This is a genomic window from Nocardia sp. NPDC058114, from assembly GCF_042884695.1.
Lineage (GTDB): Bacteria > Actinomycetota > Actinomycetes > Mycobacteriales > Mycobacteriaceae > Nocardia.
In genome coordinates this window covers 1,489,520-1,515,335 of record NZ_JBHVTK010000001.1, presented here as the reverse complement: position 1 = coordinate 1,515,335, position 25,816 = coordinate 1,489,520, and the positions used below count along the sequence as shown (strand labels likewise).

The following is a 25,816-nucleotide window of genomic DNA, read 5'->3' as shown; positions in this document are numbered from 1 at the left end:
CCCGAGAGCGCCGTGGGCGAATCCGTGTACGGCGGAGCTCATCTGCGCTGCAGTGCCCCTCAGAACCTCAGACGAGGCCCTCGACCTCGGCCACCGAAGGGGGAACTCGCATCGACGCCGCGAACACGTCGATGAGCAAGTCTTCGTCGTGGTAATGAGCCGAGGCCGACAGGCCTACGGTCTGCTGGGCAAGTGCGTGGACTTCGTCGCCGGTCAGCGGGTAGTCCTCCACGACGTGGCGCCAGTGCACGCACAGCAGTGTGCCCCCTGGCTCGAGGTGCGCCACGACTTGCTCGAAGACGTCCCGCAGACCCGTTGTATCGAGGTAGTAGCAGACTTCGCTCAACACAATGAGGTCGAAAATCTCTGTCTGCCAAGGCTGACCCAGGCCCCACAGCCGGAACTCCACCGGTGCGCCGACGAGGCGCGACCGCGCGGCGACGAGGGCGCGCTCTGCGATATCGGTACTTACCAGGTGATCGCAGCGCTCGGCGAGCTCCTCGGTGAGCACACCGATGGAGCATCCGGGTTCGAACCCCCTTCGGTAGTGCGCCCGCGGCAACATAGCGGTCGTCAACGCGCGTTTGCGCCGCTCGTACCAGCGGGTGGTGAAGCGCCATGGGTCCTCGTCGTGGGCATACATCCGATCGAAATAGCCCGGCGGCATGGGCTTTTCGTTCACTGGAAGAAGACCTCGTCCGGTGTGGTGAACCGCTGAAGGACATGCGCGGGCAGGACAGGACGGTCAGCCGGATGACCCGACAGCGGGCGGATCTGGGTGCGATGTTGCGCCATCGCCCGTGCCTTGGCCGCGACCGCCGACGGCAACAGCGGCAACGCGAAGGCGCTCTCCGGGCTCACTCTCGGATGCTCCGGATTGCCCCAGTGCCACATCCACACCGGGTACTCGACCAGCGCGGTGACGGTGTTCGCACAGGCAGCGGCGGCCGCGCGGCCGACCGCTTCGTGGTCGGGGTGACCGTCGTGGCGCCAGGTGGCCGCGCACCGCACTCCTGGCCCACCGAGGCGGGCCAGGACGTAGGTGAGCAGATCGGTGAGCTCCGCCTCCTGCTCCGCGATACCGCCATCGGACATACCGAGCCGCATCGGCGCTCCGATGGCGAGTTCGTAGGCTGCGTTGTGCGATTCCTGGATTCGCAGCGCTGCCAGCTCACCAGGGGTATGGGTGGGTGAGCCCGGATGCGAGGCTTCACCATCGGTGACCGCGATCAGCGTGACCGGGATGTCGGCAGACCGCAGCCGCGCGATGAGCCCGCCCGCTCCGAGTACCTCGTCGTCGGGATGCGGCGCGACGACGACGAGGTGCCGCCAGTCGTCGATCCGAAGTTCGGGCCGGCTCGCCCGCCACCTCGCCCAGACACCCTCGCTTGCTCCGGGACATCCCGTGTCGATCAGCGGCTGGGCAACCATGAGAACTCCTTTTCCGCCTGGTCACGGCCGAGGGCGGCCAGATCACGTTCAGCATGGCTCTGGCGCAGGTACACGGTCAGGTCGGCGACACGGCGAGCATGGACGCTGTCGCCGCACAGCGGCCCCGCGCCGAGCGCGCGCCCGACCCTGTCCAAGGTCTCGGTCGCAGCCTGTTCGATCACCGCACGCACGCTGCGGGCGCGGACTCGACCCATCCCGGCAGCATCACGTGGATCGGCATCGACCGTATGGGCGGCGACAGAGAGGCTGGCGCGACCGGCGGACAACGCCGCGGTGACCGCGCCGAGGTGGGCAAGCGCGTGATCGTCTGCATGTCCGGCGGCCGCGTACCGATGCAGCGCTTCGGCGACCGCGCACGCGCTCCCGTACCAGCATGCGGCGACGCCGATGGCACCGTGCCAGAATCCGGGACGGCTCAGGTACTCGCCCGGGATTCCGAGCATCCTCGCTGGGGCGTTGTCGAAATCCACAGCACCGGAGTCGGATTCGCTCATCCCGACCGCAGACCAGGTTCCGGGAACCGGGTGGGCGACTGCACGGTCGAGCGGCACCGCGAACAAGGCTCTCTGCTCGCCCGCGAGGGCCGTGACCAGCGCGTGCGTGCATATGCTCGCCCCTGAGCACCACAGCTTGCGCCCGTCCAGCAGCCAACCACCGGAGACCTCGCGCGCTCGCAGCACAGCGGAAGGCGCTTCCGCGGCCCATACGCCCCAGATCTCGCCGGGCGCTGCCACCGGACTGCCCGTGGCATCCACGCGACCATCACCGAGCTCAGCGATGATCGCTACGGCGTCGGCGTGAGCCTCCGCCAGTCGGCCGAGAACTGTGTCCTCATAGGCTATTTCGGCCATGGCACACCATCGCTCGAGAGTTCGTCCCGAGCCCGGCAACGGGAGATCCAACCGTCCCGAGCTCGCGAGCGAATTCATCGCCGCCGTGATCCGCGGCGCGGCTGCCACGTGTGCGTTGACGACTGGACCGTCCACGGAGGTCACGAGACCTCCTGCGGCTCGTCACGTCCCAGCGTGCGTAGATGCTCGGCGAATCCGTGTGGGGCCCGACCTCTTCGCCGGGCAGAGGTGGTCACTCGCACGTCCTCTGCCCAAGCGATCCGGGCCCCGCCGGCCAGCATCCGAACGACCAGATCCACGTCCTCGCCGGTGCGCAGCGCGCGGAAACCGCCGATTCCCCAGTACGCGTCGGCCCGGAAACCGAGCGCGGCGCCATGGAGATGACCGTGACCGTCCGGCCCGTGGCTGCGGTACTGACGCTCGTACATCCGTCGCGTCTGCGCCGAGTGCCCGTCCCATTGTCGCACCGCCACCATGCCCGCCACCACCTCGAAACCCCTTCGCGCGTATTCGAGCTGGGCGGACAACCAGGATTCTTCGACCTCGGAGTCGGCGTCGGTGGTCGCAAACCAGGTTCTGGCATCACACTCCGCACCCGCGTGCTCGAAGCCTCGCCGCCGCGCGGCCCCGACGTTGCGCTCGCTGACCGTCAGTACCTCGACTGTCGAAACGACCTTCGCTGAGCCATCGGTGCAGGCATCGAGCACGAGCTGGACACGAACCGGAACATCCAAGCGACTCACGGCACGGTCCATAGCCGCAAGACATCGAGGAAGCAGCCGTTCCTCGTTCCGGGCCGGAACCACCACGACGACCCTGTCGATCTCACCGATCATGACCTGCACGGCACATCGTCACCAACGACTGATTCATGAGGTACGCCTACCCGCCTTTACAGAGGGCAAACAGCCACGAGGCGTCTCAACCTGCGTCGAAAGGCGCCTGCCTGCACCGTGACGCCAACCGTCCCCGTCACCGTCTCCTACAAGGTGACCGACCTTGGCCTCTCCTCCACCACCTGACCCGCAGGCGGGAGTCAACACCGACGCTGTTCGGCTCGTGCAGGCGCCGCGTGGTAGTCACGACGCCACAAGATCGAGCCGCCGAAAACGACTGCCGTGGTACACCAAGGGTGCGACGCCCGGGTTGGGGCGTAGCCTCTGAATTCTCAGCAGAACGATCGCGTGGTCTCCTGCTGGGACCTCCTCGTAGAATTCACAATCGAGCCACAGGGCCGAATCGTGAATGAAAACACTGCCATCTGGACACGACTCCCATTCCACTCCCCTGAATCGGTCCTCATTCTTGCGAGACAAGCTCAGGCAGGCCCCATCGTGTCCTTCGGCCAGGATGCTCAGACCCAATCGCGGGCACTGTCGCAGTCGTGGCCATGTGGACGAGGAGTCCTGGATACACACCGATACCAGAGGCGGTCTTATCGATACTGCGGTGAAAGTGCTAGCGGCCATACCGGCCGGTTCTCCATCTACTGTTGCGCATATCGCCGCTACTCCGGACGGGAAGCACTGAAAGGCCTGGCGCAACTGCGCTGGATCGGAAATCAGTTCATCCAGGTTGATCATTCAGAAATTCTCCTTGAGTAGGTGCCCGGAGATCGTCATTGCCCTTCATACGTCCAGACCTTTCCGAATAGACCGAGGGTGTGGTTCTCTGGAAACGTCAATGGCGCAGGTTGAGTACATGCAAGATTTCGGGATAGTGCCCACCGCCGAGGTCCTCTGAGGAGAACAACGGTTCGGATGACCGAGTCGCGTCGTAGCGTTTGGCGAGGCGGGAAATCAGCAGTTTGATCGCGCGGTTGCTCGCATCGACCGACATCTCGAGTGCTTCGATCGCCCCGTCGACGGCGTCGGCCAGTACGAGGTCATACATCCGCACCGCAATGTCGGCGCGAGTTGCTTCTGGGGCGATAGCGGTCTGCCACGCGAAGTAGGTATTTGGACTGCCTGGTCGGATGTAGCCGGTCAGCACCCCGACGAGGGTGTCGCCTTCGGTAGCTACTGCGGAAGTGCGGGCGAAATCCCTGCACAGCAGGGCGTAAAGATACGACGAGTTGGCGTCCAAGCCCGGGCTTTGATAAATGAGGCGGTACATGTCGAGCGCGTCGGACATAAGGGGGTGGCGCACCACCAGGTCCGCGCTCACTTCGACTCCGCGTAGCGCTCGAGCGAGGCCCGGAAGCCAGCTGGACCGATCAGCTCCGCGTTCATTGCCGCAGCCGAGGCCAACTGGTCGTTGCGCCACGCCGCGCGGCGCAGTGCGCGCAGAACGGCATCCCGTGGGAAGCAGGAGGAGCGCTCGCAGAGTTCGATTTGGACTGCTTGAACACCGTCACACCAGTGGTCGATGAATGCGTCGGCTTCCGTGGAATCGAGAGGCACCGATTCTCCGCTGACTAGTAGTCGCCGGGTCAGACTCGCGCCCAGCACGGTCTCCAGCAGAGCCGGCGGAGCGATGTCGGGGACCACACCGAGCTGCGGTTCGGGCAGCGCCAGAACCAGCGGGCCGGTCGCCGCCCTCAGATCGGTGAGTGCGGCAAGTTCGGCACCTGCTCCGATGACATCGCCGGCCAGTACTGCGACGGTCACTACCGGGTAGTTGTTCAGCGTCCGTGCCGCCTCGCGCATCGATCCGCTCGCCTCGACAAGCGCAGCATCGGGGCCACTGCGGCGGGCCGCACGACCGACTGCTGCCGACAGCCAGGCCAGGTTGTTGCCGACCGCGAAGTTGGTGCCGCCGTATAGGGCCATGCAATCGATGTCGAGGACGCCGACCTTGTGGAGTTCGGCCGACAATCCAGACCAGAACGCACCGTCGAAGGCGCGTGTCCCGTCAAAGAGGATCCAGGCAATACGGTCGCGGATCTCGCTGGTGATCAGGTCCGGGGATATGCGTGCCGCCGGAGCGGATGTCGTCATGAGGCACCTCCTGAAGCAACAGGGCACACGGTCGAGTACTCGCCGCGGCCAGGAACGTGGTGTTGCGAAGCGGTATGCACAGCCAGAACACTTCGTGGAACCGGCCGTGTCGTTGGTTGGTGTGCAGGTCGTACCGCCACGGCGCGTCCGCGAGTCCTTTGCCTCGCACCTTCGCGATGGCCTCGCGGACGCACCATGACGCGGCGGCGTCGGTTGTCGAGACGCAGCCGAGGCGGCGGATGAAGCGCGGTGAGACATCGATGGCCCGCTGAACATCGACACCGATCGGTGCAGTACTGGTCGCCGCTGCCAACCAATCTTCGTCGTGAGAGAGCGAAACGTGCGCCCCAGACAAGGTGCAGTACGGGGCTCCGCTCGTTTGATTGAGCACCTCGTCACGATCTGAGATCCCGTGAAACTCGGCATGTCGGCGCAATATTCGCCGGACCGCGGCGCTCGACTCACTGTCGGCTGCACGGCGTTGTGCCACCGTGACCCGTACGACTGTGGGCGTCACTGCCGCTGCGACTCGCCGAAAGGGGATCGGCCGAAGCCCGCCCGCAAGATCAGCTTGCCGTTACTTACCGAGAGCCGATCATTCGAAAAGTTCAGGCTCGCGCTGCGCAGGTCGCGGAAGGCCCGCTCGATCCTGGTCTGCGGGTTACGCATGTAGCCCAGTGGCAGGCCACCGATTTCGACCATCGTGTCGACGGCGTCGAAGCAGTGGGTCGAGGCGATCAGTTTGAGTTCGTTGGTACGAATCGCGAACTCGTTGCCGGATCGTTCATTCGCGTAGTCGGCGACGAGCGCCTCCAGCGCCCGGCGGACCACATCGAGGGCGCTGTGGACGGACGATAGCCGAGTGAGCATGACATCGCTGTCGGTGATCTTGCCGCGCAGTCGCGGGGTTTCCCTGATCGCGCGGACCAGACGGTTTCCACATTCGGTGGCCGTGCCGAGCCATGCAGCAGCCCAGCCGATGTGGGCGAAAACGCCGAAGGAGTCACTGACGATTCGGTCGAATTCTCCCGCACGTCCCACCACCCGCCAGTCGGGGACGGTGCTGCGCAGACGGAGCGCCACCGACGCGCTTTCGCGCATCCCCATCGGATCCCATGACGAGCCGCCGATGTCGACCCGAGCGTCTTCTCGGGGAACGTGGACCAGCGACGGTCGCCCGTCGGGCTCGGATACCTTCACCAGGAACGAGTCGCACACCTCGCCACCAGTGACAATCGGGGCATCACGGTCCAGATCCACCAGATCACCTCGGCGGGTGATCACCGAATCGGACTCCCGTAGCGCGCCACCGGAATTGCGCTCAGTGGTGACCGATCCGATGTAGTGCTCACCGCTCGCCAGCGCTGATCTCAGGGTTGCTTTGAGCTTGTCAGTGCCGTGCAGTGCGATCACGTGTGCTTGCTGCAGGTGCATGCTCACGATCGTTCCGAGCGCAGCAGAGACACGGCCGGCTTCGTACACCGACTCGACGAGGGGGCGAATGTCGCGGGGGTTGTGGTCTGGGTCGTCGGTGTCGAGGCGGACGGAGAGCAGTCCGGTTTCGCGGGCGATCGCGAGCGCTTTGCTCGGGAATCGTGCCTCGTGTTCGGCCTGGTCGACGGCGTCGATCAGGATGTCGCGGCATTCGTCACTGAGCAACATGCTTCTCCTCGGTCAGAAAGCTCACGATCGACCCGACCGACTCGAAGGTTTCCTCGCCGATGTCGTCCTCATCGATGGCGATACCGAAGGCGTCCTCGAGGGCGAACAGAACCTCGACGACCTTCATCGAGTTGAGCCCGTAGGTGGCCAGCTGGGCGTCGGGTGATACGTCGACCGGAAGGGAGGGCACCTCCGCGCGGACAGCGTCGATGACTACGGGAGCGATGCTGTCGGTGCTGGGCATGGTGTCGTTGGTCGGGCTCATGCGGGTGCTACCTCCTTGTGGACCACCTGGGAGTAGGTGGTGGTGATGAGTCGTCCGTCGAGCCGGACCTCTTCGGCCGGATACGGGTGACCGAGAAAATTCGCGAGCGAGGCGCTCAGCCCGTATGCCCCGACGTTGGGGATGGTGACGGTGTCGCCCACGGATAGTTCGGTCGGCGATTGCTTGTTGAGGATGTCGACCGGGGTGCACAGCGGGCCGACGATTCGCTCGGGCTCGGGGACTTCGGCCAACCCGTCCGTGGCGATGTCGATGTGCGCCTGCGGCAGTCGGCGCAGGCCGGAGAGTCCGCCGAGATGATTGACGCCGGAGGACAGGACCACGAATTTCTGGCCCTTCGACCGCTTGACGTCGAGCACGACCGCGTTCAACTGGCCGCATCCGCCGGCGATGTAGCGACCGGATTCGAAGGTCACCTTGGCCGATCGGGCACGCAGCGTCTCGGTCATCGCTTCGAGCCGAGAGCGTAGCCCCGGCCATCGGGGGCGCTCCCCCGCAACCGCGAACGGATGCCCGAACCCGCCCCCGAGATCGGCGAGGAACTCCCCGGAGGCGAAGTCCGCGAATTTCTCGGCGATGCGGGTGGAGATTTTGAATTGGCCGACTAGATCGTCCTCACTGACAATGTTGCTGCCCATGTACAGGTGCACGCCGCGGAAGTTGTGCCCGGCGTCGATGACCTCCCGTACGACCGTTTCGGCCTGCTCCTCGTCGATGCCGAACTGTGAAGGTGTTCCGGTCATCTGCAGCCCAGCGCGCTGGCCGGCCGAGCTGGCGTTGATGCGCACGAGGATGTTTTGGCCGCGGATTCCGAGTTCGCGCATCCGCTGGATCTCGGTGGCGGTTTCGATGCTGATGATCGCCCGTGCCGAGGCGGCCGCCTCAAGATACGCGGTGGACTTTCCCGGTCCCGTGCAAACGATCTCGACATCGTGTTCACGACGGCGGCGGGTGGCGACGGCGATGGCGAGCTCGCCTTCGGAACTCACTTCCAGCCCGGTTTGCTCTCGTGCGGCATGCTCGACGATGCGTGGGTGCGGGTTGGCTTTCATCGAGTACAACAGCATCGATCCACCCGGTAGCTGATCGCGTAGCGCGGCGATCGCGTCGGAGACGACGGCCAACTCGTAGACGTACTTGCTCGCGTCGGTGTTCACCGATGTTGCCCGCCTTCCAGCAGTAGGGCGACCGCCCGCTTGTCGATTTTTCCGTTGGCGTTGAGTGGTATCTCCGGCAAGGCGACCAAGACTGTGGGGTGCTTGGCTATCTCGAGCAGGTCGACGAGCCGCGCACGAACCTCGTTCTCCGGCAAGGCACCGGCATAGGCTGCCGTATAGGGCGTATCGCCTTTCGGGGGAAGAACACACCCTTCATCGACGCCGTCGATCGCACGTAGCGCGGTTTCGACCTCCGTAGCGCTGGTGCGGTACCCGTTGGCCTTGAAGCCGTCGTCGAGTCGGCCCTCGACGTGTAGGTTGCCTGCTTGGTCGAGGAATCCCGAGTCGCCTGTTGCTACCCAGGCGGTACCGAGCGCATCTCGGTAGAATCGCTCGTTGAGCACCGGATCGGTAAGGGGCCAGTAGCCCGCCATGACGTGCGGGCCGCCGACGTGAATCTCCCCTACCCTGTCCGGCGGGAGATCTTCGCCAGCGGCATGTATGCGAATGTCGGTGCCCGGCAGTGCAACACCACTCGATGTGTCATCGACCTGGTTGGGATCCAGACTCGAGATGGTCGCACGTTTGCACTCGGTGAGCCCGTACATGGGCACGACGTGCGCATGCGGGGCCAGTCGTCGTAGCCCGGCGACCTGAGCAGGTGAGCAGGCCCCACCGGTCGAGGTGATCAGCCGCAGTCCCGCCAGGTGACGTCCGCGGCGATCGGCGACCCGGACCAGGGATTCCGACAACACCGGCATGCTCGGTAGGACTGTCACATCATCGCGTTCTAATCGCCCGATCAGCGAAGGCCCGGCCGCGCCCTCTGGGTAGAGCCGCACTGTTGCGCCCGCTGTCATCGCCAGCCACACCTGATAGAGGCCGTAGTCGAAGGTCAGCGGCAGCGGTTGCGCGATGACATCGCGGGGCCGGTACTGCAGACAAGCCGAGATCGCGTGCACCGCAAACGCGATCGAGTCCGTCGGGCACAGAATGCCTTTGGGTGTCCCGGAGCTGCCGGAGGTGTAGATCAGTAGGCTGCCGGCGAAATCGGTATGTGTACCGCCTTCGTCCGGAGAGGCCACGGGCAGCGTCGTGATCTCGAGATCAGCTTCGCGGGCGGAGACCTCGAATCGTGCGCCACAGTCCTGGGCAATGGCTTGGCGGCGGCGAAGCGGCATAGCCTCGTCAGCGGGGACGACAATCGCTCCTCTGCGCTGGATCCCGATCAGAGTCGCGACATCTCGCGCCGTGCGTCCAATAACGGCGATCACTCGGTCGCCCGGTCCGACCGCGGCCTCGGTCAGCGCGGCTTCGACCACACCGGCCCGGCGGTCGATGTCCTGTGCGCTCCACCGCCCCTGCTCGTCGCGGATTCCGAACGTCGCCGGTGCACGACGCAGCAGGTTGCTGAACACCCCGAACGGCTGTGTGTCAGTCGTGGTGGGCAAAGAGCTCTCCCATCGATGCGATTGTCTCCAAGGACTTATCGGTGAATTTGTCGTAGTCGGCGGCCCGACCGAGGTGGTCTTCCACGGCCTCGATGCATTGGGCAGCGACCATCGAGTTGAAGCGGGGATGATCGCGTAACGCACGAAGGGCTTTGAGCTCCGCCGGTGCGCTGCCGAGGTGTTGTGCCAGATGGTGGGCGATCAACTGCGCGGGACTCGTCGTCCGCGACGGCCGCGCGGAACCTTCTGGCAGGTGCGGCGTCGATTGTGCCCGTAGCGCCTTCAACGCTTGCCGATCGACTTTTCCTGTCGCGGTCACCGGCATCTCCGGCAGGACGCGGACCGAACCGGGGACCGCTACCGACGGCAGCAGCTTCCTGCAGTATTCCACGATCTGAACCTGGATCTGCCCGGGTTCGGCTGCGCTCGCTGAGGTAGCGACCTCGATGTAGGCGTCGACGCTGTCACCGGACGTTCCCACGATCACTGCGGCCTTCTCGACCGTGTGCAGTCCGTCGATGGTCGTCTCGATTTCCTCCAATTCGACGCGTTGGCCACGGATCTTCACCATGTTGTCCATACGCCCGTGCAGATACACTGATCCCCCGGACAGGGTCGCCTCGTCTCCGGTGCGGTACCACCGCTGACCCTCGGCGTCGAAAAGTCGCTGAGCATTCTGGTGGGAGTCGAGGTATCCAGGCGTCACCGCCGTTCCGGCGGCCACCAACTCGCCGCGTCCGCTTTCGGCGAGCGTTCCTCCGGGAGGCCGTACCCGCAAGGTCACGCCGGGCAGGGCGGACCCCACCTCGGAGCTGTTGTGTCTATGGTCGCGATCGAGTCTCACGGCTGTGATGACATTGGTCTCGATTGGGCCGTACAGGTTGTGCAGCTCCGCATCCGGATATGCCTTTTCCACCAGGCGCCGCCCCCGATTGGTCAGCCTTTCCCCGGCGAACATGACTCTGCGAATGCTCCGCGCATCCGTTCCGCTCCGCAGGGCCGACTGCGCCACCCGTTCCAAAAAGGTCGGGACCATATACGCGCTGGTGGTGGCTGTTGAATCGATGAACGCACTCGCCGCCTGCGGGCTGGTCCGGGTGAAATCCGACGGAAGGACCAGCGTCGCGCCCGATCCGAGGCCGTGGAAGATGTCGTGGGTGCACAGATCGAAATGCAGCGGCGACAACAGCGCTACCCGGTCGCCGCCGTCGAGAGGCAACGCGGCCTGGCACCACCGCAGGAAGTGGTCGAGATTCTCGTGGGCGATCAGCACCGACTTCGGGGTACCCGTCGACCCCGAGGTGTGCAGAACCGCCAACGGCACCACCGCCGGCATCCGCGCATTGCGCGGGATCCCGTAACTGCCCGACCGCTCCAGCTTCTCGACCACCAGAGCGTGCGCGCTGTCTTCAAGGTGTGCGACCGGTTGAACGACATCGCGGATATGGGCCAGTCTCGCCGCCGGTATCTCGGACGGGACCGGAACATAGGTCAAATGTGCACGCGCGCAGGCCAACATCGCGATCACCGTGCCCGCCGAATGGTGGGTGGAAATCAATACCCGGCTCCCGGCAACAGCACCGGCTTCGAGGCGGAGCCGATCAGCAAGCGCGTCGACCTCATCAATGAGCTCGGCGTAGTCGATCAACCGGTCCGGCGACTCGATCGCTGGTCGCGTATCAAAGGACGCGAGCCCGGCCAGCAGCTCGTCGATTGCCGTCGTCATTGCGACCACCGCCCGGCAACGTCGGTATCGATGGCCAGCGCGGCGTCGATCGCATCGACGTAGGTGAGGGGAACAGGCCGCCCGCGACGAGATCGCCGCAGCGCCATATACACCAGTTCGGACGCTCTGGTCCATGCCTCCCCAGAGGAAGACAGCTCCTCTCCGAGTCGGCCGTCGTAAGAATTGCGGTAGCGCGCATTGACCCGACGCGCACGGGCCACCAGCCAGGTGTCGAGCGCCAGCTGCTCTAGCGACAGCATCTGCTTGTGCAGCAGCCGACTGTATCGGGAGGCGGCGTCATGATCGCGGTAAGCGACCGGGTCAGCGATGAAATCGGCTGCGACGTCACCGATTAGAAGGTTCATCCGCCGCTGCACCGAGACGGCCCGTAGATCGCGGCCGGTGATTGCCGTGGGAACCGCCTCACCGAATTCGGTGATGGTGCGGTAGGCGTCGAAAGCCAGATCTGCACCGAGTACAAGGAACCCGTGCTCGATGTGTTTGCGGCCGCGATAGGGGGTCCACGCCATATCGAACGCGTCCCCGATGGCCATGTAAGGGATGGACGGCACGAGATCCCCATCAGCGTCGAACTCTCGATAACGCAGAGACCCTGTGTGGACCGCTCGTTCGAGCTGGCGAGCGCCGAGGTGACCGAAGGAAGGCACCCCCTGCGCGTCAGGGGCCGGCCCGGCACAGAACGCGCTGCCGAGAACCCGATCGGGGTCATAACGATGCAGGCCGAGCAGGGCGGCGACGTTGCCGACCACACAGTCGTAGTCGTACGGCGCCACGGTGAGCAATTCGTTCACGATCTCATCTGCCGACGTATTCAAACTCGGAAATCGATCAGCAAAGACGGTCATAACCACCCCCAGGATAGCGATTGGCATTTCTAGACGGCGCGCGAAAACAATTCGTCCCCACGCCAGTAAAATTGCACCAGCAAAGAAAGCAGCTACGGTTTCCCTGCCGAATGAAATACGCAATGGTCGAGCAGATTTATCCAGAGTTTCGAACTAGGCGATACCGGCCCCATTGAACTCTTCGCGCTCACCGTGCTCGAATAGCGGAGCATTGGTCCCGCGAGAGCATCGGCATCGATGCTGACGCTCGAATCGCAGGCACAGGAACGGCCCTAGGTGGCCGGATACGACCCATCGGAATCGTGGGTTTCGTTGCCCGTCAGGGGCGGAGTGAAGATGCAGATGTCCCGGAATTCGGTAATTGCCGTGAATGTGTGACGTTCGTTTTCGTTCACGACGTACATCATCCCTGGCTTGATACGGTAGGTCTGGCCGGTTTCCTCGTTTGTCACCTGAGCCTCGCCTGAGATGCAATAAACGGTCTCGACGTGATTCTTGTAGTGCATGGTCAGATGAGCCCCCTCCTTCATGACAGTGTCAGAGAAGGAGTAGCCCAGACCGTCGTCGGCGAGCAGAAGTCGACGACTTTCCCAAGCCTCGCCGTTGACATCGGCTTCCGTACCGATGATCTCATCGAGGTTTTTGACCAACATACTTGTTTCCCCTCCTAGAATTCGAACTCTCACACGACCCGAAATCCACTCGGTCAGGTGACTCGGGTAACTTGCGTTCTGCTGGTCGTCGGCGAGCGGCGGTGGTGACCGAGGCAATCGAAGCGGCAGTGACACATGCGATAGCGATGAGCTGGGTGATCGTCAGCCACTCACCCAACACGATGAGCCCGGCGCAAGCCCCTACCGCCGGTTCCAAGCTCTGCAACGTGCCCACCACCCGCGGACTCATCCGCCGCAAAGCGACAAGTTCCAGCGAATACGGAACCGCAGCGGACAGCACCGCCACGATCGCACCCACGGCGAGTATCGACGGCGTGAGCAGCGACCCGCCGTCGGCAGCGATCCCGAAGGGCGCCCACATCGCCGACGCCCACACCAGCGCCAGTGCAAGGAACCGGCCGTCCATCGACGCCGAACCCGCCTTCTTGCTGAGCAGGACGTAGATGCCCATCGATACCGCGGAGACCACAGCGAGCAGCAGACCCGGCAACGACAGCGCCTCGCCTCCCAGCAGCGTCGGGACCGCGAACAGAGCCAGCCCCAAACCCGCCAGAATCGACCAGCCGGCATCGATGGCGCGCCGCGACAACAACAACGCCACCCCCAGCGGACCGCACAGTTGAATCGTGGCCGCCACGCCGACAGGCAGATGTTCCAGCGCGAGGTAGACCACGTTCATCCCCGCGATGGCCGTACCGAACGACACGGTCAAGGCGATCTCACGCCTTGACCGCGGCAGCGTCGGACGAACGAACGCCCACACCAGAACTGCCGAAATCGCCAACCGCAGAGTGACAACACCCTCCGGCGAAACAGTGCCGAACAGACCCTTGCCCAACGCCTGACCGAACTGGACGCTCGCCACGCTGCAGAGCACCAAAACCGTAGGTGGTATTCGCCGCAGCGAAGCCACCACGCCGGACTGCCCGGCCGTGTCGGCTCCGAATTGCTGCGGTGAAGTCACTACTCCATTCGTCCACGCTCGCGGAGCCACGGTCAAGCGAGCATTTCCTTCAACAGTGTTGAAGAATCAACTACATGATCGATCCCAGCCGCTTACAGGTACTTCGCGCTGTCGAACTCCATGGATCAGTCTCCGAGGCTGCGCGTGTGATGCACCTCACTCCGTCTGCGGTCTCCCAGCAGATCAAAATCCTCGCCACCGACATCGGTTCGCCCCTTCTCGAGCGCGATGGCCGAACCGTGCGCCTGACCGCCGCTGCCCGAACCCTTCTCGGGTTCGCTCACCGCGTGACTACCGAATGGGAAAGGACCAAGGCAGAACTGAGCTCATCCGAAACCGAACTCACCGGAGAACTCGGCCTGTGCAGCTTCGCGACCGCGATACCGGCACTGGCCGCACCGGTCGCCGCGGCCCTGACCGCCGATCACCCAGCCCTGACGGTTACCGTCGCCGAAGCCGATACCACCGAGAGCCTCGAACGCCTTCTTCACCACAGCGCTGACGTCGCGATCATCGTCGCCCCTCAGAATCCCGCCCGCGACGACCCTCGATTCCAGCAGACCGTGCTGCTGAACGATCCCCAGGATCTGATCATCCCCGCAGGCCATCACCTGGCTCAAAAACAACCCATCCCACTCGAAGATTTCAGCCGAGAAACCTGGATCGAGCCCCATGGCGACCACCGTGACCTGATCGAAGCATCCTGCGCACTCCGCGGATTCGCCCCTCGATTCCGGCATCGGGCCGATGACTGGAATGCCGTGCTCGCACTCGTGCAAGCGGGCATGGGCGTGTGCCTGTATCCCAGGATGGCACCGATGAACACCACCGGTGTGACGCGAGTTGCGCTGGCAAACCCGTCGACTGCTCTTCGCTGGGTACTCGCGTGCGTACGAGCCGGTAGCGAAAACCAGCCGCCCGTGGCACACGCGCTCCGCCTGCTCGAGCAACGGTCACCCCACGCTCTGCACATCTCCTCGAACCAGCATGAAAGCTGACATGAGCCGGGAAACAGCCGGCCGACGAGTTGGCGCGAGCCGCTCGGGCTGTCCCACCACCGACGGCGCGATCGCCACCTCCCGGCGATCTTCGCCGGAAACCGGACCTGGCCGATGGCGATGTTCACGCTCTTCGGCCGGAACGCCAAGCGCACGCCAGTGCAACTAGCTCGGCAGCGACAGGGAAGGCCAGCGCCCCCAGCGATCCGCCCGCGCCATTGACCACGTCGGCGATCAGTGCGGCAGAGGGCGACCACAAAGTTCCGAACATGATTGCCGATGCAAGAACAAACCCTGCCCTGGCGCAAGTGCTGTCGCCCCATGACTGCGCCGACCTGACCGCCAGTAAGGAGTACTTATCGGCCGTCTGGCCCCGTCGACTGGCCCCTGCATTCGATCCGCCGACCTGCTCCATGTACCGGCCTATTCCGGCCGCACAGCGCCGAACGCCCCGAGCTCGCCAGTAACCAGCTCGGAGCGTTCGTGATTGGGTAATCGGCCGCGCACAGGCTTGATACAAGCTAATGGTTGGCGTTCACAGCGTATCGGCACGGCCACCGTCATGGGAACCAACCGTCTAAGGCCTCCCCCACCGCATGCGTCAGCCCACCACCAACGACGTCTGCTGGGTTAGTTGGTGTGCGTAGTGGTCGAATCGCCCTCCGGACACGCAAAGAAGGCCTCGATCATTTGATCGGGGCCTTCTTCGTCTGCAAAATGCATCGGCGAGAGGCCGCCCGGATCTCGGTTGTGCGAGACGCCCGACCAGCTGACCGCCGACAACGACCGGACCGCTCGGGCCGCAGCCGACGAGTCCTCGCTTCCGGGCGCCGACGCACTGCCCGCAACCGCACAGATCTTCGTCGCCCACCCGCGCGAGGCGTCGCCGACCTCACACCAGCAGGTTCGAACTGGTGACGCTCAACAGCGTTGCAGAACTGGACAACAGCCCGGACCCAGACAGAAGTGCTGGCCTACCAGACTCACAGGATTTGAACCTGCGACCACCTGGGGCGGGTTCCAGTTGTCCAGAACCTACTCATCAGTTCCGAATAGTACTCAGTACCAAGGGTTTCCGAGAAACGACTCTTCTCAACGAATCGCATGAATTCCCATTAATTCCGGTCAAAACCTGTGGGGTTTCTGTGGAGGCAGCCGCTGAACGTCCGGTCGACGGGCTCATCCCCGCTCGCGCGGGGAGCACGGTGAGCAGGCCGGGGCAGACGAGCAGGGCGGTGCTCAGCGCGCCGATGAGTGTGTGTCGCAGCGTCATTGCTGACTTCCTTGTCAGGTCAGAGAGCAGTGTCGACGTCGCGGCGTACGCGGGCGTCGTAGTCGGCACGGGCGCCGGTGCCGAGGCTGTGCAGCACCCGGTCGCGGGTGAGGTGACCGCGCACGACCGCCGCAACCCGGTCGGGCAAGACCGCGGCGGCCAATTCGTAGACGCGCATCCAACCCGGCACCGCGACCAGGGTGCGCCCGTGGCGACAAGACGCGACCATGGCTTCGGCGATGCGTTCGGGCTTAACGGTTGGCAGCACCCCGCCGAGCTGCACACCGGCGACCAGATCGGTGCGCACGACCGACGGCAGGACCGCAGTCACGGTCACACCGGTGCCCGTGAGTTCGTCACGCACCGATTCGGTCAACCCGATGACCGCGTGCTTGGAGGCGCCAGCTCAGCGGGCGACCATGCAAAACGCTCGGCTGGGAAACCCCAGCCGAGCGTTTGCATAAACTACTCGCGGCCTGAACAACTGACTACGTGTTGCGACGACCCCTAGAAATCGCCGTTGCGGCGCGCCACACAGGCGCGCGGACGGCCTCGCGTAGATCAGGATGTTTCCTGTGGCCTCACCCGAGTTCGAGGGAAGTGACACCGAAAACCCTGTCCTGGAGATGGTTTCGGACGCCACCGGTGTACATGCGCGCGGTCTCGAACGTGGGTGTGAGGCCTGCCGTCTCGGCCAGTAGCACCGCCGGTTCGTTACCCAGTGGCACATCAACCGCCAGTGACGCGCCGTTCGAGGCTCGCGCGCACGCAGCGAGCAATTGGCGCGCGTCGTCGACCGTGTCGGCGAACAGCGGGCCGACCCGCCAACCGTCGCGGGCGGGGCGGACAGTACAGAATCCAGTGAGGGTCGCGTCGACGATCCGCAGGAAGGTGCGGTGTGTCGGCTCGGTCAGCCAACGCGCCAGAAACATGGGCCGGGCCGCGGGAACGCAACGCGCATCGTAGGCGAGCACATCACCCACCTCATCGGGCAGCAGGACGCGAACGGTCCCGTCCGGTGCGGGCATGGTCGCGACACCGCCGAAACGCGCACTACGATAGGCGAGTTCGAATCCGCTGCGGCGATAGTTGTTCTGCTGGTCCACGACCCCGTCGAGCCCGACCACACGGGCACCCGCGTGGGCGAGCCCCTTTCGCCACGTGGCAATCCCGAAGCCACGTCCGCGCAGATCGGGTCGGACCAGGTAGAAGCCGAGGAAGGCATAGGTGTCGCCGTAGTTCACCACCGAGATCGCCGTGGCGGGCTCCCCGTCGACCCGCCCGAGGAAGAATCCGTGCGGATCCTGGGCGAAGAACGCGCCGCGATCAGCCTCCCCCGGATTCCATCCTTCGGCCGCGGCCCACTCGACGACGGTGGCCCACTCGTCCGGCGTGGCCCGGGTGATGACGAGATCTGCGGGGTGCACAGCAGTTGGCATAGCCTCCACGGTAGCTGCGAGCTCGCCACATATTGGCGCGAGCGCCACCATCGGAGGCGCTCCCGACAGGCAACATCATGGATTCTGTATTCACTTTCGAGGCATCCCCGAGCGACATCGGGAACGTGGCTTCCCGATCGAGAAGCTACATCCAAGTCGCCGTTTCGGACCCGGGTTCAGGGCGAACCAGCCACCGCAAGCCGGTGCGGGAGCATGGCAGGTGAGCCTGCACAACGACCTCGACCACTCCCTTCAACTACGGGTACTACCTACGGTAAAGCGGCAGGCCGCAACGCGTGCGCACCTGGAGCGGCTCGACGGGTTGATCGGGCAGTATCGCGAGCGGCGTGTGGCGGGCACCGCCCATCCGGTGACGGATTTTCTGTTCACCTAATGGCGTACGGAGTGCCCGCGGTCCGAAGCCTGCGGGCAGATCCCTTGAGCTGTCAGCCCATCATGGTCGATATCGCCCAACGGCGCGCTCACTGCCGCGACAGCGGAGCACTAGGTGGTGTAGCGGGTGACGCTGCCGCAACCTCGGTGTTCGAGCAGCAGAACGGCGACGGGTTTGCGCCATCCCAGCCCCGATCTGCCAGGTTGCCCCAATTCGACCGCAGGTCGATCGGCGATTTCTAGGGGTCGTCGCAACACGTGGTCAGTTGTTCAGGCCGCGAGTAGTTGCAACCGCTCGGCTGGGGTTTACCAGCCGAGCGTTTTACGTGGTCGCCCGTTGAGCTGGGTAGCGACCGCATCCAGACGCGCCGGGTCATGGACGGAGAGAACGCACGCCAGCAGATCACGCAGATCATCGACACAGTCCAGGTCCCCGACTGCCCGATAGTGCTCAGTACCAGGAGCTTTCGCGAAACGGCACTTCTCAGCGTTTCGCATGAATTCGCGTTGATTCCGGTCAAAGTGTGGGGTTTCTGTGGGGCGTTTCCAAGCTCGCCTCAGGACATCACCACCGCCAGCGATGCTGGGGACGAAGCGACAGCAGACCGTCTTCGCGCCGAATTGTCGAAGGCTGTGGAACAGTTCGACGATCAATCTGCCAGCGGAGGAAAGTGAAGAAGGACCGGTTCCTGACCGTACCAAGTGGCGCTGTCACCGGCCACGATCTCGGCGACGGCTCGCATTCAGTGTCGGATACCGGTGGCGCGCTTGATAAGTGCGTCGAAGGCACGGTCGGGCAGCAACCATTTCAGGAAGATCAGTGGTCGGGAACCGAACCCGACCTGGTAGCGGGTCTTGGGTCGTCGGGCGGTGACGGCCTTGCCGATCGCGTCCGCGATCACCTCCGGCGGGGAACCAAGGCGGGCGACGGTGGCCTGCGGGCCCAATGAGGCGGCCACCGCTTCAGCCTGGGCCGAGTAGGGGCCGTCACCCGAGACCTTGCGCAAGTGGTCGGCGGCGATGCCGCCCCACTCGGTACGGATACCGCCGGGTTCGATGACGACCACGTCGACGCCGAAGGGCTTGGCCTCGAGCCGCAGGCAGTCGCTGAGCCCTTCGAGAGCGAATTTGGTGCCGTGGTACCAGCCGCCGAGCGGGGTGTAGATCTTGCCACCCATGGAGGTGATGTTGACGATGGTGCCGCTGCGCTGTTCACGCATGTACGGCAGGGCCAACTGGGCCAGGCGCGCGGCGCCGAAGACGTTGACCTCGAACTGGTAGCGGGCCTCGTCGAGTGGCACGTCCTCGACCGCACCGTAGGAGCCGTATCCGGCGTTGTTGACCAGCACGTCGATGCGCCCGGTCTCGGCCACGACGAGTTCGATACCGGCGCGCACAGAGGCGTCGTCGGTGACGTCCATGGCCAGCGGGCGGATCCCGTCGGCGGCCAGTTTCTGTAACCGGTCGGTGCGGCGGGCGGCGCCGTAGACGGTGTAGCCGAGGGTGGCGAGTTTGCGGGCAGTAGCTTCGCCGATACCGGAGGAGGCTCCGGTGACGAGGGCGATCTTGTCGGTCATGTCGTCTCCTGTCGGTAAGGTGAACAACAATTCATGTTCTATCGTGAACGAGTATTCATCTTCACGCAAGGACCCTGTGGGAGAAGTTCATGACCGAGGCCAGACCGCAGCGCGCCGACGCGATCCGCAACCGCGGCAAGATCGTGTCCGCCGCCCGTGAACAGATCACCACGCACGGACCCGACGTGGGGATGAACGAGATCGCGACTGCGGCCGGGGTTGCCGTCGGCACCCTCTACCGTCATTTCCCGACCAAGGCAGACCTGGTCACCGCCATCGTGGCCGAATATGTGGCCCAGGTCGCCGATGACGCCGAAGCGGCGTGCGATCGTGTCGCGGGCGGCGCGGACGCCACGCACGAGATCACGGCGTTCTTGCGACGGGTCGTGGAGGTCTCGGCCATCAATCACGCTGCCAAAGCAGCGGCACAGACCCTCGGCGCCGATCTCCGGGTACAGACCGACGAACAGCGCGCCGGCGCCGCACTGGCCACGCTCATCCGCGCCGGGCAAGCCGACGGCAATGTCCACCCCGATGTCACCGTCGCCGACATCTACCTGCTGTTCTCCACTGCTCCGATCGACCGGTCCCCCGCCGCGCGCGAACGCTGGCTCATGCTGGTCTTACCCGGCCTGAGTGCCCACACCCGAACGGTTGGTTGATCAGCCCGGAGTGTCGCGACCCTGGGCTGGGCGCGTTCTAGTCACTGACCCTCCCGCCACCGCGTGCGCCTCGAGACCGCGACGCCGATCGTTCAGGTCGAATGCGCGCCCCACGACATCCGAAAACGGCCCGAAGCCAAAGGCTTCGGGCCGCGCGTCCGATATCGGAGCCGGGCAAGGCTATCGCGAGGCTCCACGGCGGCCGGTGACCAGCTTGACGAGGAACAACAGAACGACCGCGCCGGCGATGCAGGTGAAGAAGCTGAACCACAGTCCGCCACCTTCGACGTCCACCCCGAGCAGTTCGAGCAGGAATCCCCCGAGCAGACCGCCGATGACACCGACAACGATGTTGAGCAGGATTCCTTGCTGGGCATCGGTTTTCATGATTTTGCTGGCGATCCATCCGGCGAGTCCGCCGATGATGATCCATCCGAGAATACCTAGACCGAGCATGGCCTGCTCCCATCGTCTGAATGTGCTGACGAGCATCCGGTGCGCTCGTCCGATCGCGGCATACCCCGGCATAGCGCAGCCAATCAGCCGAAGCGGCAGTCCCGCGAGTCGTTGGCCGGAAACGCCGTGGCAACTGGCATGGCCGTTTTGCGCCTGGTAGCTCCACGGCCTCGCCGACCGTGGAGTCGAGCGGACCACTCGCCTATTTGATGCTGCCGGAAAAGGGAATTCGAGGTTGTGTCATGCCTCTCAGTTCGAAAGCGCCGACACTCGTACGCCTGCTTCGGGATGTTGACCGCCGACGCAACGATGAGCGACGACGGCAACGACCGGGACCTCACCCAGTGGACGGATTCGGAGGTCTTCTCCACCAACGGCCGGATGCAGGTCGAATCGGTCGCCAGCCCGGCCGAATTCGTCGCCGACTACACCAACGACCGCTGGGGAGCGATGCGCACTGCCTGGCGCTTCACCACCCAGGACGGCCTGATCAGCCGATTCGAGGTCGGCAGGCGTGAACGCGCCGACTGATTCGCCGCTGCTCGCCGGACGCCCGACAAATCACGGCGTGGCAGGGCTGCTAGACAGGACTGTGTTCTGAACGACGCCTGGCGGTGTGACTCGCAGCGATAAGTGGCGTCGACTGTCGATGTTCGAAGTCGTTTTCAGTGGTGCTCGAAGTCGTGTTCAGCTGTCCCGGATTCCTTCGGTGAGCAGGTGCTGAACGGTCCGGTCATGGGTGTGGTGCTGCGGTGATGGCCCGGTTTTCCAGGACGTGGTCGGGCCAGCCGTGGCGGGCGAGGTGGAGCGCGGTTCGGCCGAGCTGTCCGGTGTCGGTGATCAGGGCCGGTGCCGGCCCGAGTCGCCGTAGCAACGGGATCAGCGGGGTGATGGCGGTCGCGCCCCAGCGGTAGGCCGTGGTGTTGGAACGCTTGTGGTGTGCGGGCAGGACGAATCCTGGCCGTAGGGCGTATCCCTTGGGGAAGGTCGTGATGATCAGGTTCTCGGTGCGGCCTTTGACCCGGGCCCACCGGCTCCGGCCCTGTTCTGTGCTGTCGGTCCCACCGCCGGAGACGTAGACGAAGGTGGCCTCGGGGCGGGTGGCAGCGATGTACTGGGCTGCGATGCTGGTGTAGCCGTAGGTGATTCGTTCGTACTCTGCGGCGTCGACCAGGCTCGCGGAGACGCCCAGGGCCCAGAAGCAGGCGTCGATGTCGGCGAGTTCGTTGCCGAGGCCGGTGAAGTCGCTGTGGGTGAGGTGGCGCAGTTTCGGGTGTGTGAGCCCCGATGGGGTGCGCCCGATCGTGAGGACCTCGGTGACGTCGTGGGCGCGCAGGCTTTCCTGGAGGAACCCGTCGCCGATCAGGCCGCTCGCGCCGAAGATCGCCACTTTCATGTTCTGACTCCTCGAGTGTGTCGGGATCGTGCGTGGATGTCAGCGAGGGCCGGGAATCGCCGCACCGGTGAGGTTTTCGGCTTGGGCCCACAGCCGGGCAGCGGTCGTTCGGTCGCGGCCGGGTCGCGGCAGCGCGACGGGCTTGGTCGGGCCGACCATCGCCCATCGGGGTCCGTAGTAGCCGCCGGAGACCGCGTCGGGGCTCGTCGCGGCGTAGAGCAGCGGCTCGGCGCCCTGTTCCGGGGCCTGGGAGGGCACGATCTTGTAGGCGATCGTCTCGAGCAGGCCGGGGCGGCCGCCGTTGAGGGTGGGACCGGAGGTCATCAGGTTGGTGCGGGTGTAGCCGGGGTGCGCGCCGGCCGAGACCAGGTTCCAGCCGCGTTGTTCGGCGAGTTCGGCCAGGTGCACCATCATCAGCATGTCCGCCAGCTTGGACTGGGCATAGGCGCGGGTCGGGCTGTAGGCGCGCACCGACTGCAAGTCCTCGAAATCGATCTTCGCGCGGTTGGCGGTTCCGCTGCTCATCGTGGCGACCCGGGGTGCGGGTGCGTCGAGCAGCAGCGGCAGCAGGCCGGTGGTCACGGCGAACGGACCGAGGAAGTTGCTGCCCAGCTGGAGCTCGAAGCCGTCCGCGGTTTCGGTACGCTGGGGCACGTTCATCACCCCGGCGTTGTTGAGCAGCAGATCCAGGGGGCGGCCGTCGGCGCTCAGCGCGGCGGTGAACGACCGCACCGACGACAGGTCGGCCAGGTCCAGCCGGTGAACCTGGACTTGGGCATCGGGGTGAGCGGCCCGGATCTCGGCGGCGGCCTGATGGCCCTTGGCGGGAGTGCGTACCGCCAGGATGACCTCGGCACCGGCTCCGGCGAGACGTTTGGCGGCTTCTTTGCCGGTGCCGCTGTTCGCGCCGGTGACGACGGCGAGCTTTCCGTGCTGGTCGGGGACCTGATACATCGTGAACTCCTTTAAGTACTGCCGGTATCTTGTGTGGGGCCCACGGTAAAGTACCACCGGTTTGTTGTCAACGAACCGGCGGTACTTTAGTCTTGGGTGGTGACTTTCCAGCGAGCCCGCACCGACGAACAGCGCACCCAGCGCCGGCGCCAGATCCTGGACACCGCGGCCGCGATGCTGCGCGAGACACCGGTGGCCAAGCTCAGCCTCAACGAACTGAGCCGCCGCACCTGCCTGGCCAAGGTCAACGTGCTGCGCTACTTCGAGTCCCGCGAAGCCATCCTGCTCGAACTGCTCGACACCGAATTACAGGAGTGGATCGGCGAACTCGATCGCACGGTGGGTTCGGGTACCGGGTCGGTGACCGAGCGTGGCGACGAGCTCGCCACGCTGCTCGCCACGTCGCTGGCCGCCCGGCCGGTGCTGTGCGATCTGCTCAGCGCCCAGGGCGCCGTTCTCGAACGCAACATCTCCACCGACCTGGCCATCGGCCACAAACATGCCGCCCAGCGATCGCTGAGCGCGCTCCGAGCCCTGATCTGCAGGCAGGTGCCCGAGCTTGGCGATACCGGGGCGGGCACGCTGATCGAGACGACTCTGCTGATGGCCATGGCCGCCTGGCCGTGCAGTCACCCTTCCGACGCGATGACCGCCGCTTACGCTTCCGATCCCGCGCTGGCGGCGATGCGGGTGAACTTCATCGATGTCGTGCGCCGAACCGCCGCAGTCGCGATCTCCGGTCTGATCGTCCGGCAGCACGATCGGCCCACCGACCTGTTTCGCCCGTAGCGTCGACCGGCCGGCGGCTCACCCAGGATCGCGGCAGTCAGCCCGCGCCGCCCGCCTCGGATCCGGCGGCCACCGCGGCCTTCTGGTCGCGGTCTCGCGGGATCCGCAGAACCGTGGCCGGTGAGGGGTGGCGGCCCTTCTGCTTACCCGTGGTGATGACCAGACGGGCGGCCCGGGCAGTCTCGATCCCACCGAGGTCTGCGATAAGCCCGCGTACGACCTGTTTGGCCTACACCGTCGCCACGAGGCCTTCGCGGTGGCCCGGTCTGCGCGCTCGATCCAGGTAGGGCAGGACGCTCGTCTCGAGCTGAACGGCTAGCTCGACGCACCCACAGCGCGCAGCGCATAGCTCGAGTCCACCAGCGCTTTCCATCGGTGTTCGGTCCGTGGCGCCTTCCAGGAGTCGACGGCGTGTTCGCGGTGGCGGTGAGCGGGGTGGTGTAGTGGAGTCCGAGAGTGTCGGCGACGCCCGGTGCCGGTGCTTGCAGGAGGAATTGCCGCAGGGCCGAGACGCGGCCGGGATGGCAGGGACGCCGGCCGATGGAAGATTGCCGGCCGAACGTTCCGGGCCGGAGCGGTTGGCCTGCGCGCGGGCCCGGGAACAGTCAGTGGGCCTTCGGGTTCGCCGCAGTGCGCTTGTTCGTGCGCTGGTCGATCCGATCGTGGACCAGGCTGGCGATGCGCGACATACGATTCCATCCTTGCCGAGTGATGAGGGGAATTCACACATTGATGACACGGCTCTGGGGTGTCATGGGGATCGCACTGACAGTGATGACCGTGGCCTGCGCTCCCACCAGCTATCCTGCTGACGCCATCGAGAACGCGAAAGTCGGGGACTGCGTCTTCCTCGAATCCGGTGCCTACGAGGAGAGTTACAAGGTTGTGCCGTGCGATTCGCAGCCGGATGACGACTTGGTCGACAGAGTCCTTCAGATCAACCCCGGCTACCACAGTGACGACAGCTGCCCGCGCCACACAACGTCCTACCTCAACACCCGCAAGGAGACCACCCTCTGCTTGTCGAGCTACGGTTCGTGGAAGTTCAACAACAAGCCGCCGCCATGATCGAACATATGCCGGGTCAGCGGACCGTTATCGTCGCGACGCATCGTCTGCACACGATCATGGCCGCTGACCACGTCGTCGCCCTGAGCGAAGGCCGGTGGTCGAGTCCGGGAATCCCTGGGCGCTCGCCGAGCGTGGCGGTGCGTTCGCACGCAGGTTGAAGCGCCCGCTGAGCTCTGGGATCGACTGTGCCGCAAGGGTGCTCGTTCACCGGTCCAGTTGCGGCATCTGGCGGTCCAAAGCCGCGAAATGACGCCGGGTCGCGAACCATTCCGCGCAGGTGATCGAGCACCACGCAGCCAGCCCGGCACCGGCCATGATCAGCACGGTGACACCGATCGCGTTCATGACCGCGGCGATCGGTGGCCTCGGTGCGTCCACCGGGTCGCCGGATCGGTTCAGCCACACCGAGATTCGATCACCCTTGTCGACCGTGCGACTGACCGGCACGGTGGCCACGACCGGCCCTGAGGCACCGGTCCAGGTCACCTCGGCCTGCCGGATATGTAGTGAAGTGTATTCGGGCCGGTCCAGCACCAGTGCCTCGACGGCAGTCGTTTGCGCGTGCTCGACGCGGATCCGCGCGGCGTCGTCGGAGTAGGCGACGCTGCCGACCGCACCGGCCACCGGCACCGCGGCCAGCACGACGACGACTGCGAGCAACCGCACCGCGGCGCCCAGCCGATCCGGCCATCGCATCAGCGAGTTGGTGTTCCACGGGCGGCACCGCCACCAGCGCGCCACGCGCGAGAACACCGCGTCGGTCCGGAATGTCGACGACGTCAT

28 protein-coding genes and 1 pseudogene are annotated in these 25,816 nt (G+C 65.1%); 7 read left to right on the top strand and 22 right to left on the bottom strand.

What is annotated here, in order from left to right; translation table 11 throughout:
- Nucleotides 1-67: 67 nt before the first annotated feature.
- From ACFVVI_RS07020 to ACFVVI_RS06950, 15 genes are all read right to left on the bottom strand, one after another.
- Nucleotides 68-682, bottom strand: coding sequence for a class I SAM-dependent DNA methyltransferase (locus ACFVVI_RS07020; protein WP_387443884.1), 615 nt, complete (start codon nucleotides 680-682; stop codon nucleotides 68-70).
- On the bottom strand, nucleotides 679-1,431 hold the full coding sequence (locus tag ACFVVI_RS07015) for a PIG-L deacetylase family protein (protein ID WP_387443882.1): 753 nt from the start codon (nucleotides 1,429-1,431) through the stop codon (nucleotides 679-681). Before ACFVVI_RS07015 ends, ACFVVI_RS07020 begins: the two co-directional genes overlap by 4 nt.
- A complete protein-coding gene (locus ACFVVI_RS07010; protein ID WP_387444491.1) occupies nucleotides 1,413-2,381 on the bottom strand; it encodes an acyl-CoA dehydrogenase in 969 nt (322 codons plus the stop codon). The genes ACFVVI_RS07015 and ACFVVI_RS07010 overlap by 19 nt, the downstream gene beginning before the upstream one ends.
- A 62-nt stretch (nucleotides 2,382-2,443) precedes the next feature.
- Nucleotides 2,444-3,139, bottom strand: a complete 696-nt coding sequence (locus ACFVVI_RS07005) for a glycosyltransferase (RefSeq protein WP_387443879.1) — start codon at nucleotides 3,137-3,139, stop codon at nucleotides 2,444-2,446.
- A 243-nt stretch (nucleotides 3,140-3,382) separates the two neighbouring features.
- On the bottom strand, nucleotides 3,383-3,886 hold the full coding sequence (locus tag ACFVVI_RS07000; RefSeq protein WP_387443876.1) for a flavin reductase family protein: 504 nt from the start codon (nucleotides 3,884-3,886) through the stop codon (nucleotides 3,383-3,385).
- Nucleotides 3,887-3,983: 97 nt separating this feature from the next.
- A complete protein-coding gene (locus tag ACFVVI_RS06995) occupies nucleotides 3,984-4,469 on the bottom strand; it encodes a GNAT family N-acetyltransferase (RefSeq protein WP_387443874.1) in 486 nt (161 codons plus the stop codon).
- On the bottom strand, nucleotides 4,466-5,242 hold the full coding sequence (locus tag ACFVVI_RS06990) for an enoyl-CoA hydratase/isomerase family protein (protein WP_387443871.1): 777 nt from the start codon (nucleotides 5,240-5,242) through the stop codon (nucleotides 4,466-4,468). Before ACFVVI_RS06990 ends, ACFVVI_RS06995 begins: the two co-directional genes overlap by 4 nt.
- A 513-nt stretch (nucleotides 5,243-5,755) precedes the next feature.
- Complete coding sequence (locus tag ACFVVI_RS06985) at nucleotides 5,756-6,904, bottom strand: acyl-CoA dehydrogenase family protein (protein ID WP_387443868.1); 1,149 nt, start codon at nucleotides 6,902-6,904, stop codon at nucleotides 5,756-5,758.
- Nucleotides 6,891-7,169, bottom strand: coding sequence for an acyl carrier protein (locus ACFVVI_RS06980; RefSeq protein ID WP_387443865.1), 279 nt, complete (start codon nucleotides 7,167-7,169; stop codon nucleotides 6,891-6,893). Before ACFVVI_RS06980 ends, ACFVVI_RS06985 begins: the two co-directional genes overlap by 14 nt.
- Nucleotides 7,166-8,344, bottom strand: coding sequence for a hypothetical protein (locus ACFVVI_RS06975; RefSeq protein WP_387443863.1), 1,179 nt, complete (start codon nucleotides 8,342-8,344; stop codon nucleotides 7,166-7,168). Before ACFVVI_RS06975 ends, ACFVVI_RS06980 begins: the two co-directional genes overlap by 4 nt.
- On the bottom strand, nucleotides 8,341-9,762 hold the full coding sequence (locus ACFVVI_RS06970; RefSeq protein WP_387444488.1) for a class I adenylate-forming enzyme family protein: 1,422 nt from the start codon (nucleotides 9,760-9,762) through the stop codon (nucleotides 8,341-8,343). Before ACFVVI_RS06970 ends, ACFVVI_RS06975 begins: the two co-directional genes overlap by 4 nt.
- A gap of 16 nt (nucleotides 9,763-9,778) precedes the next feature.
- Nucleotides 9,779-11,521, bottom strand: a complete 1,743-nt coding sequence (locus ACFVVI_RS06965) for an AMP-binding protein (RefSeq protein ID WP_387443860.1) — start codon at nucleotides 11,519-11,521, stop codon at nucleotides 9,779-9,781.
- Nucleotides 11,518-12,387, bottom strand: a complete 870-nt coding sequence (locus tag ACFVVI_RS06960) for a hypothetical protein (RefSeq protein WP_387443857.1) — start codon at nucleotides 12,385-12,387, stop codon at nucleotides 11,518-11,520. The genes ACFVVI_RS06965 and ACFVVI_RS06960 overlap by 4 nt, the downstream gene beginning before the upstream one ends.
- A gap of 272 nt (nucleotides 12,388-12,659) precedes the next feature.
- Nucleotides 12,660-13,040 (bottom strand): ectoine synthase, encoded by a 381-nt coding sequence (locus tag ACFVVI_RS06955; protein ID WP_387443854.1) that lies wholly within the window; start codon nucleotides 13,038-13,040, stop codon nucleotides 12,660-12,662.
- A complete protein-coding gene (locus ACFVVI_RS06950) occupies nucleotides 13,018-13,926 on the bottom strand; it encodes a DMT family transporter (RefSeq protein WP_387443851.1) in 909 nt (302 codons plus the stop codon). Before ACFVVI_RS06950 ends, ACFVVI_RS06955 begins: the two co-directional genes overlap by 23 nt.
- A 173-nt stretch (nucleotides 13,927-14,099) precedes the next feature.
- On the opposite strand from ACFVVI_RS06950, the gene ACFVVI_RS06945 reads away from it, so the two are divergent.
- A complete protein-coding gene (locus tag ACFVVI_RS06945; RefSeq protein ID WP_387443848.1) occupies nucleotides 14,100-15,023 on the top strand; it encodes a LysR substrate-binding domain-containing protein in 924 nt (307 codons plus the stop codon).
- A gap of 1,292 nt (nucleotides 15,024-16,315) precedes the next feature.
- Here the strand turns inward: ACFVVI_RS06945 and ACFVVI_RS06940 are convergent.
- Nucleotides 16,316-16,687: pseudogene (locus ACFVVI_RS06940) on the bottom strand (short-chain dehydrogenase); the annotation flags it as partial.
- Nucleotides 16,688-16,877: 190 nt separating this feature from the next.
- Nucleotides 16,878-17,735: a GNAT family N-acetyltransferase gene (locus ACFVVI_RS06935; RefSeq protein ID WP_387443846.1), complete on the bottom strand. Its 858-nt coding sequence runs from the start codon at nucleotides 17,733-17,735 to the stop codon at nucleotides 16,878-16,880.
- A gap of 220 nt (nucleotides 17,736-17,955) precedes the next feature.
- Here ACFVVI_RS06935 and ACFVVI_RS06930 point away from each other — a divergent pair, with 220 nt between their 5' ends.
- The gene (locus ACFVVI_RS06930) at nucleotides 17,956-18,129 is read left to right on the top strand and encodes a hypothetical protein (protein ID WP_387443844.1); all 174 of its coding nucleotides are present in this window, start codon (nucleotides 17,956-17,958) and stop codon (nucleotides 18,127-18,129) included.
- 284 nt (nucleotides 18,130-18,413) lie between these two features.
- Nucleotides 18,414-18,803: a hypothetical protein gene (locus tag ACFVVI_RS06925; RefSeq protein WP_387443842.1), complete on the top strand. Its 390-nt coding sequence runs from the start codon at nucleotides 18,414-18,416 to the stop codon at nucleotides 18,801-18,803.
- A gap of 68 nt (nucleotides 18,804-18,871) precedes the next feature.
- Here the strand turns inward: ACFVVI_RS06925 and ACFVVI_RS06920 are convergent, their stop codons facing one another.
- A complete protein-coding gene (locus ACFVVI_RS06920; RefSeq protein WP_387443840.1) occupies nucleotides 18,872-19,705 on the bottom strand; it encodes an oxidoreductase in 834 nt (277 codons plus the stop codon).
- Nucleotides 19,706-19,794: 89 nt separating this feature from the next.
- Between ACFVVI_RS06920 and ACFVVI_RS06915 the strand changes: the two genes are divergently transcribed.
- Nucleotides 19,795-20,367: a TetR/AcrR family transcriptional regulator gene (locus tag ACFVVI_RS06915; RefSeq protein WP_387443837.1), complete on the top strand. Its 573-nt coding sequence runs from the start codon at nucleotides 19,795-19,797 to the stop codon at nucleotides 20,365-20,367.
- A gap of 180 nt (nucleotides 20,368-20,547) precedes the next feature.
- Here ACFVVI_RS06915 and ACFVVI_RS06910 read toward each other — a convergent pair whose 3' ends face one another.
- The gene (locus tag ACFVVI_RS06910) at nucleotides 20,548-20,823 is read right to left on the bottom strand and encodes a GlsB/YeaQ/YmgE family stress response membrane protein (RefSeq protein ID WP_378988442.1); all 276 of its coding nucleotides are present in this window, start codon (nucleotides 20,821-20,823) and stop codon (nucleotides 20,548-20,550) included.
- 288 nt (nucleotides 20,824-21,111) lie between these two features.
- Between ACFVVI_RS06910 and ACFVVI_RS06905 the strand changes: the two genes are divergently transcribed.
- On the top strand, nucleotides 21,112-21,354 hold the full coding sequence (locus ACFVVI_RS06905) for a nuclear transport factor 2 family protein (RefSeq protein ID WP_387443834.1): 243 nt from the start codon (nucleotides 21,112-21,114) through the stop codon (nucleotides 21,352-21,354).
- A 202-nt stretch (nucleotides 21,355-21,556) separates the two neighbouring features.
- On the opposite strand, the gene ACFVVI_RS06900 is transcribed toward ACFVVI_RS06905, so the two are convergent.
- Together ACFVVI_RS06900 and ACFVVI_RS06895 are read right to left on the bottom strand one after the other, a co-directional pair.
- Nucleotides 21,557-22,219, bottom strand: a complete 663-nt coding sequence (locus tag ACFVVI_RS06900; protein ID WP_387443831.1) for an epimerase — start codon at nucleotides 22,217-22,219, stop codon at nucleotides 21,557-21,559.
- A 39-nt stretch (nucleotides 22,220-22,258) separates the two neighbouring features.
- Complete coding sequence (locus ACFVVI_RS06895) at nucleotides 22,259-23,173, bottom strand: SDR family oxidoreductase (RefSeq protein WP_387443829.1); 915 nt, start codon at nucleotides 23,171-23,173, stop codon at nucleotides 22,259-22,261.
- Nucleotides 23,174-23,272: 99 nt separating this feature from the next.
- On the opposite strand from ACFVVI_RS06895, the gene ACFVVI_RS06890 reads away from it, so the two are divergent.
- Complete coding sequence (locus tag ACFVVI_RS06890; protein ID WP_378987205.1) at nucleotides 23,273-23,962, top strand: TetR/AcrR family transcriptional regulator; 690 nt, start codon at nucleotides 23,273-23,275, stop codon at nucleotides 23,960-23,962.
- Between the two features lie 732 nt (nucleotides 23,963-24,694).
- Nucleotides 24,695-25,030 (top strand): hypothetical protein, encoded by a 336-nt coding sequence (locus ACFVVI_RS06885; RefSeq protein WP_387443826.1) that lies wholly within the window; start codon nucleotides 24,695-24,697, stop codon nucleotides 25,028-25,030.
- Between the two features lie 207 nt (nucleotides 25,031-25,237).
- Here ACFVVI_RS06885 and ACFVVI_RS06880 read toward each other — a convergent pair whose 3' ends face one another.
- Nucleotides 25,238-25,816: a hypothetical protein gene (locus tag ACFVVI_RS06880; protein ID WP_378987211.1), complete on the bottom strand. Its 579-nt coding sequence runs from the start codon at nucleotides 25,814-25,816 to the stop codon at nucleotides 25,238-25,240.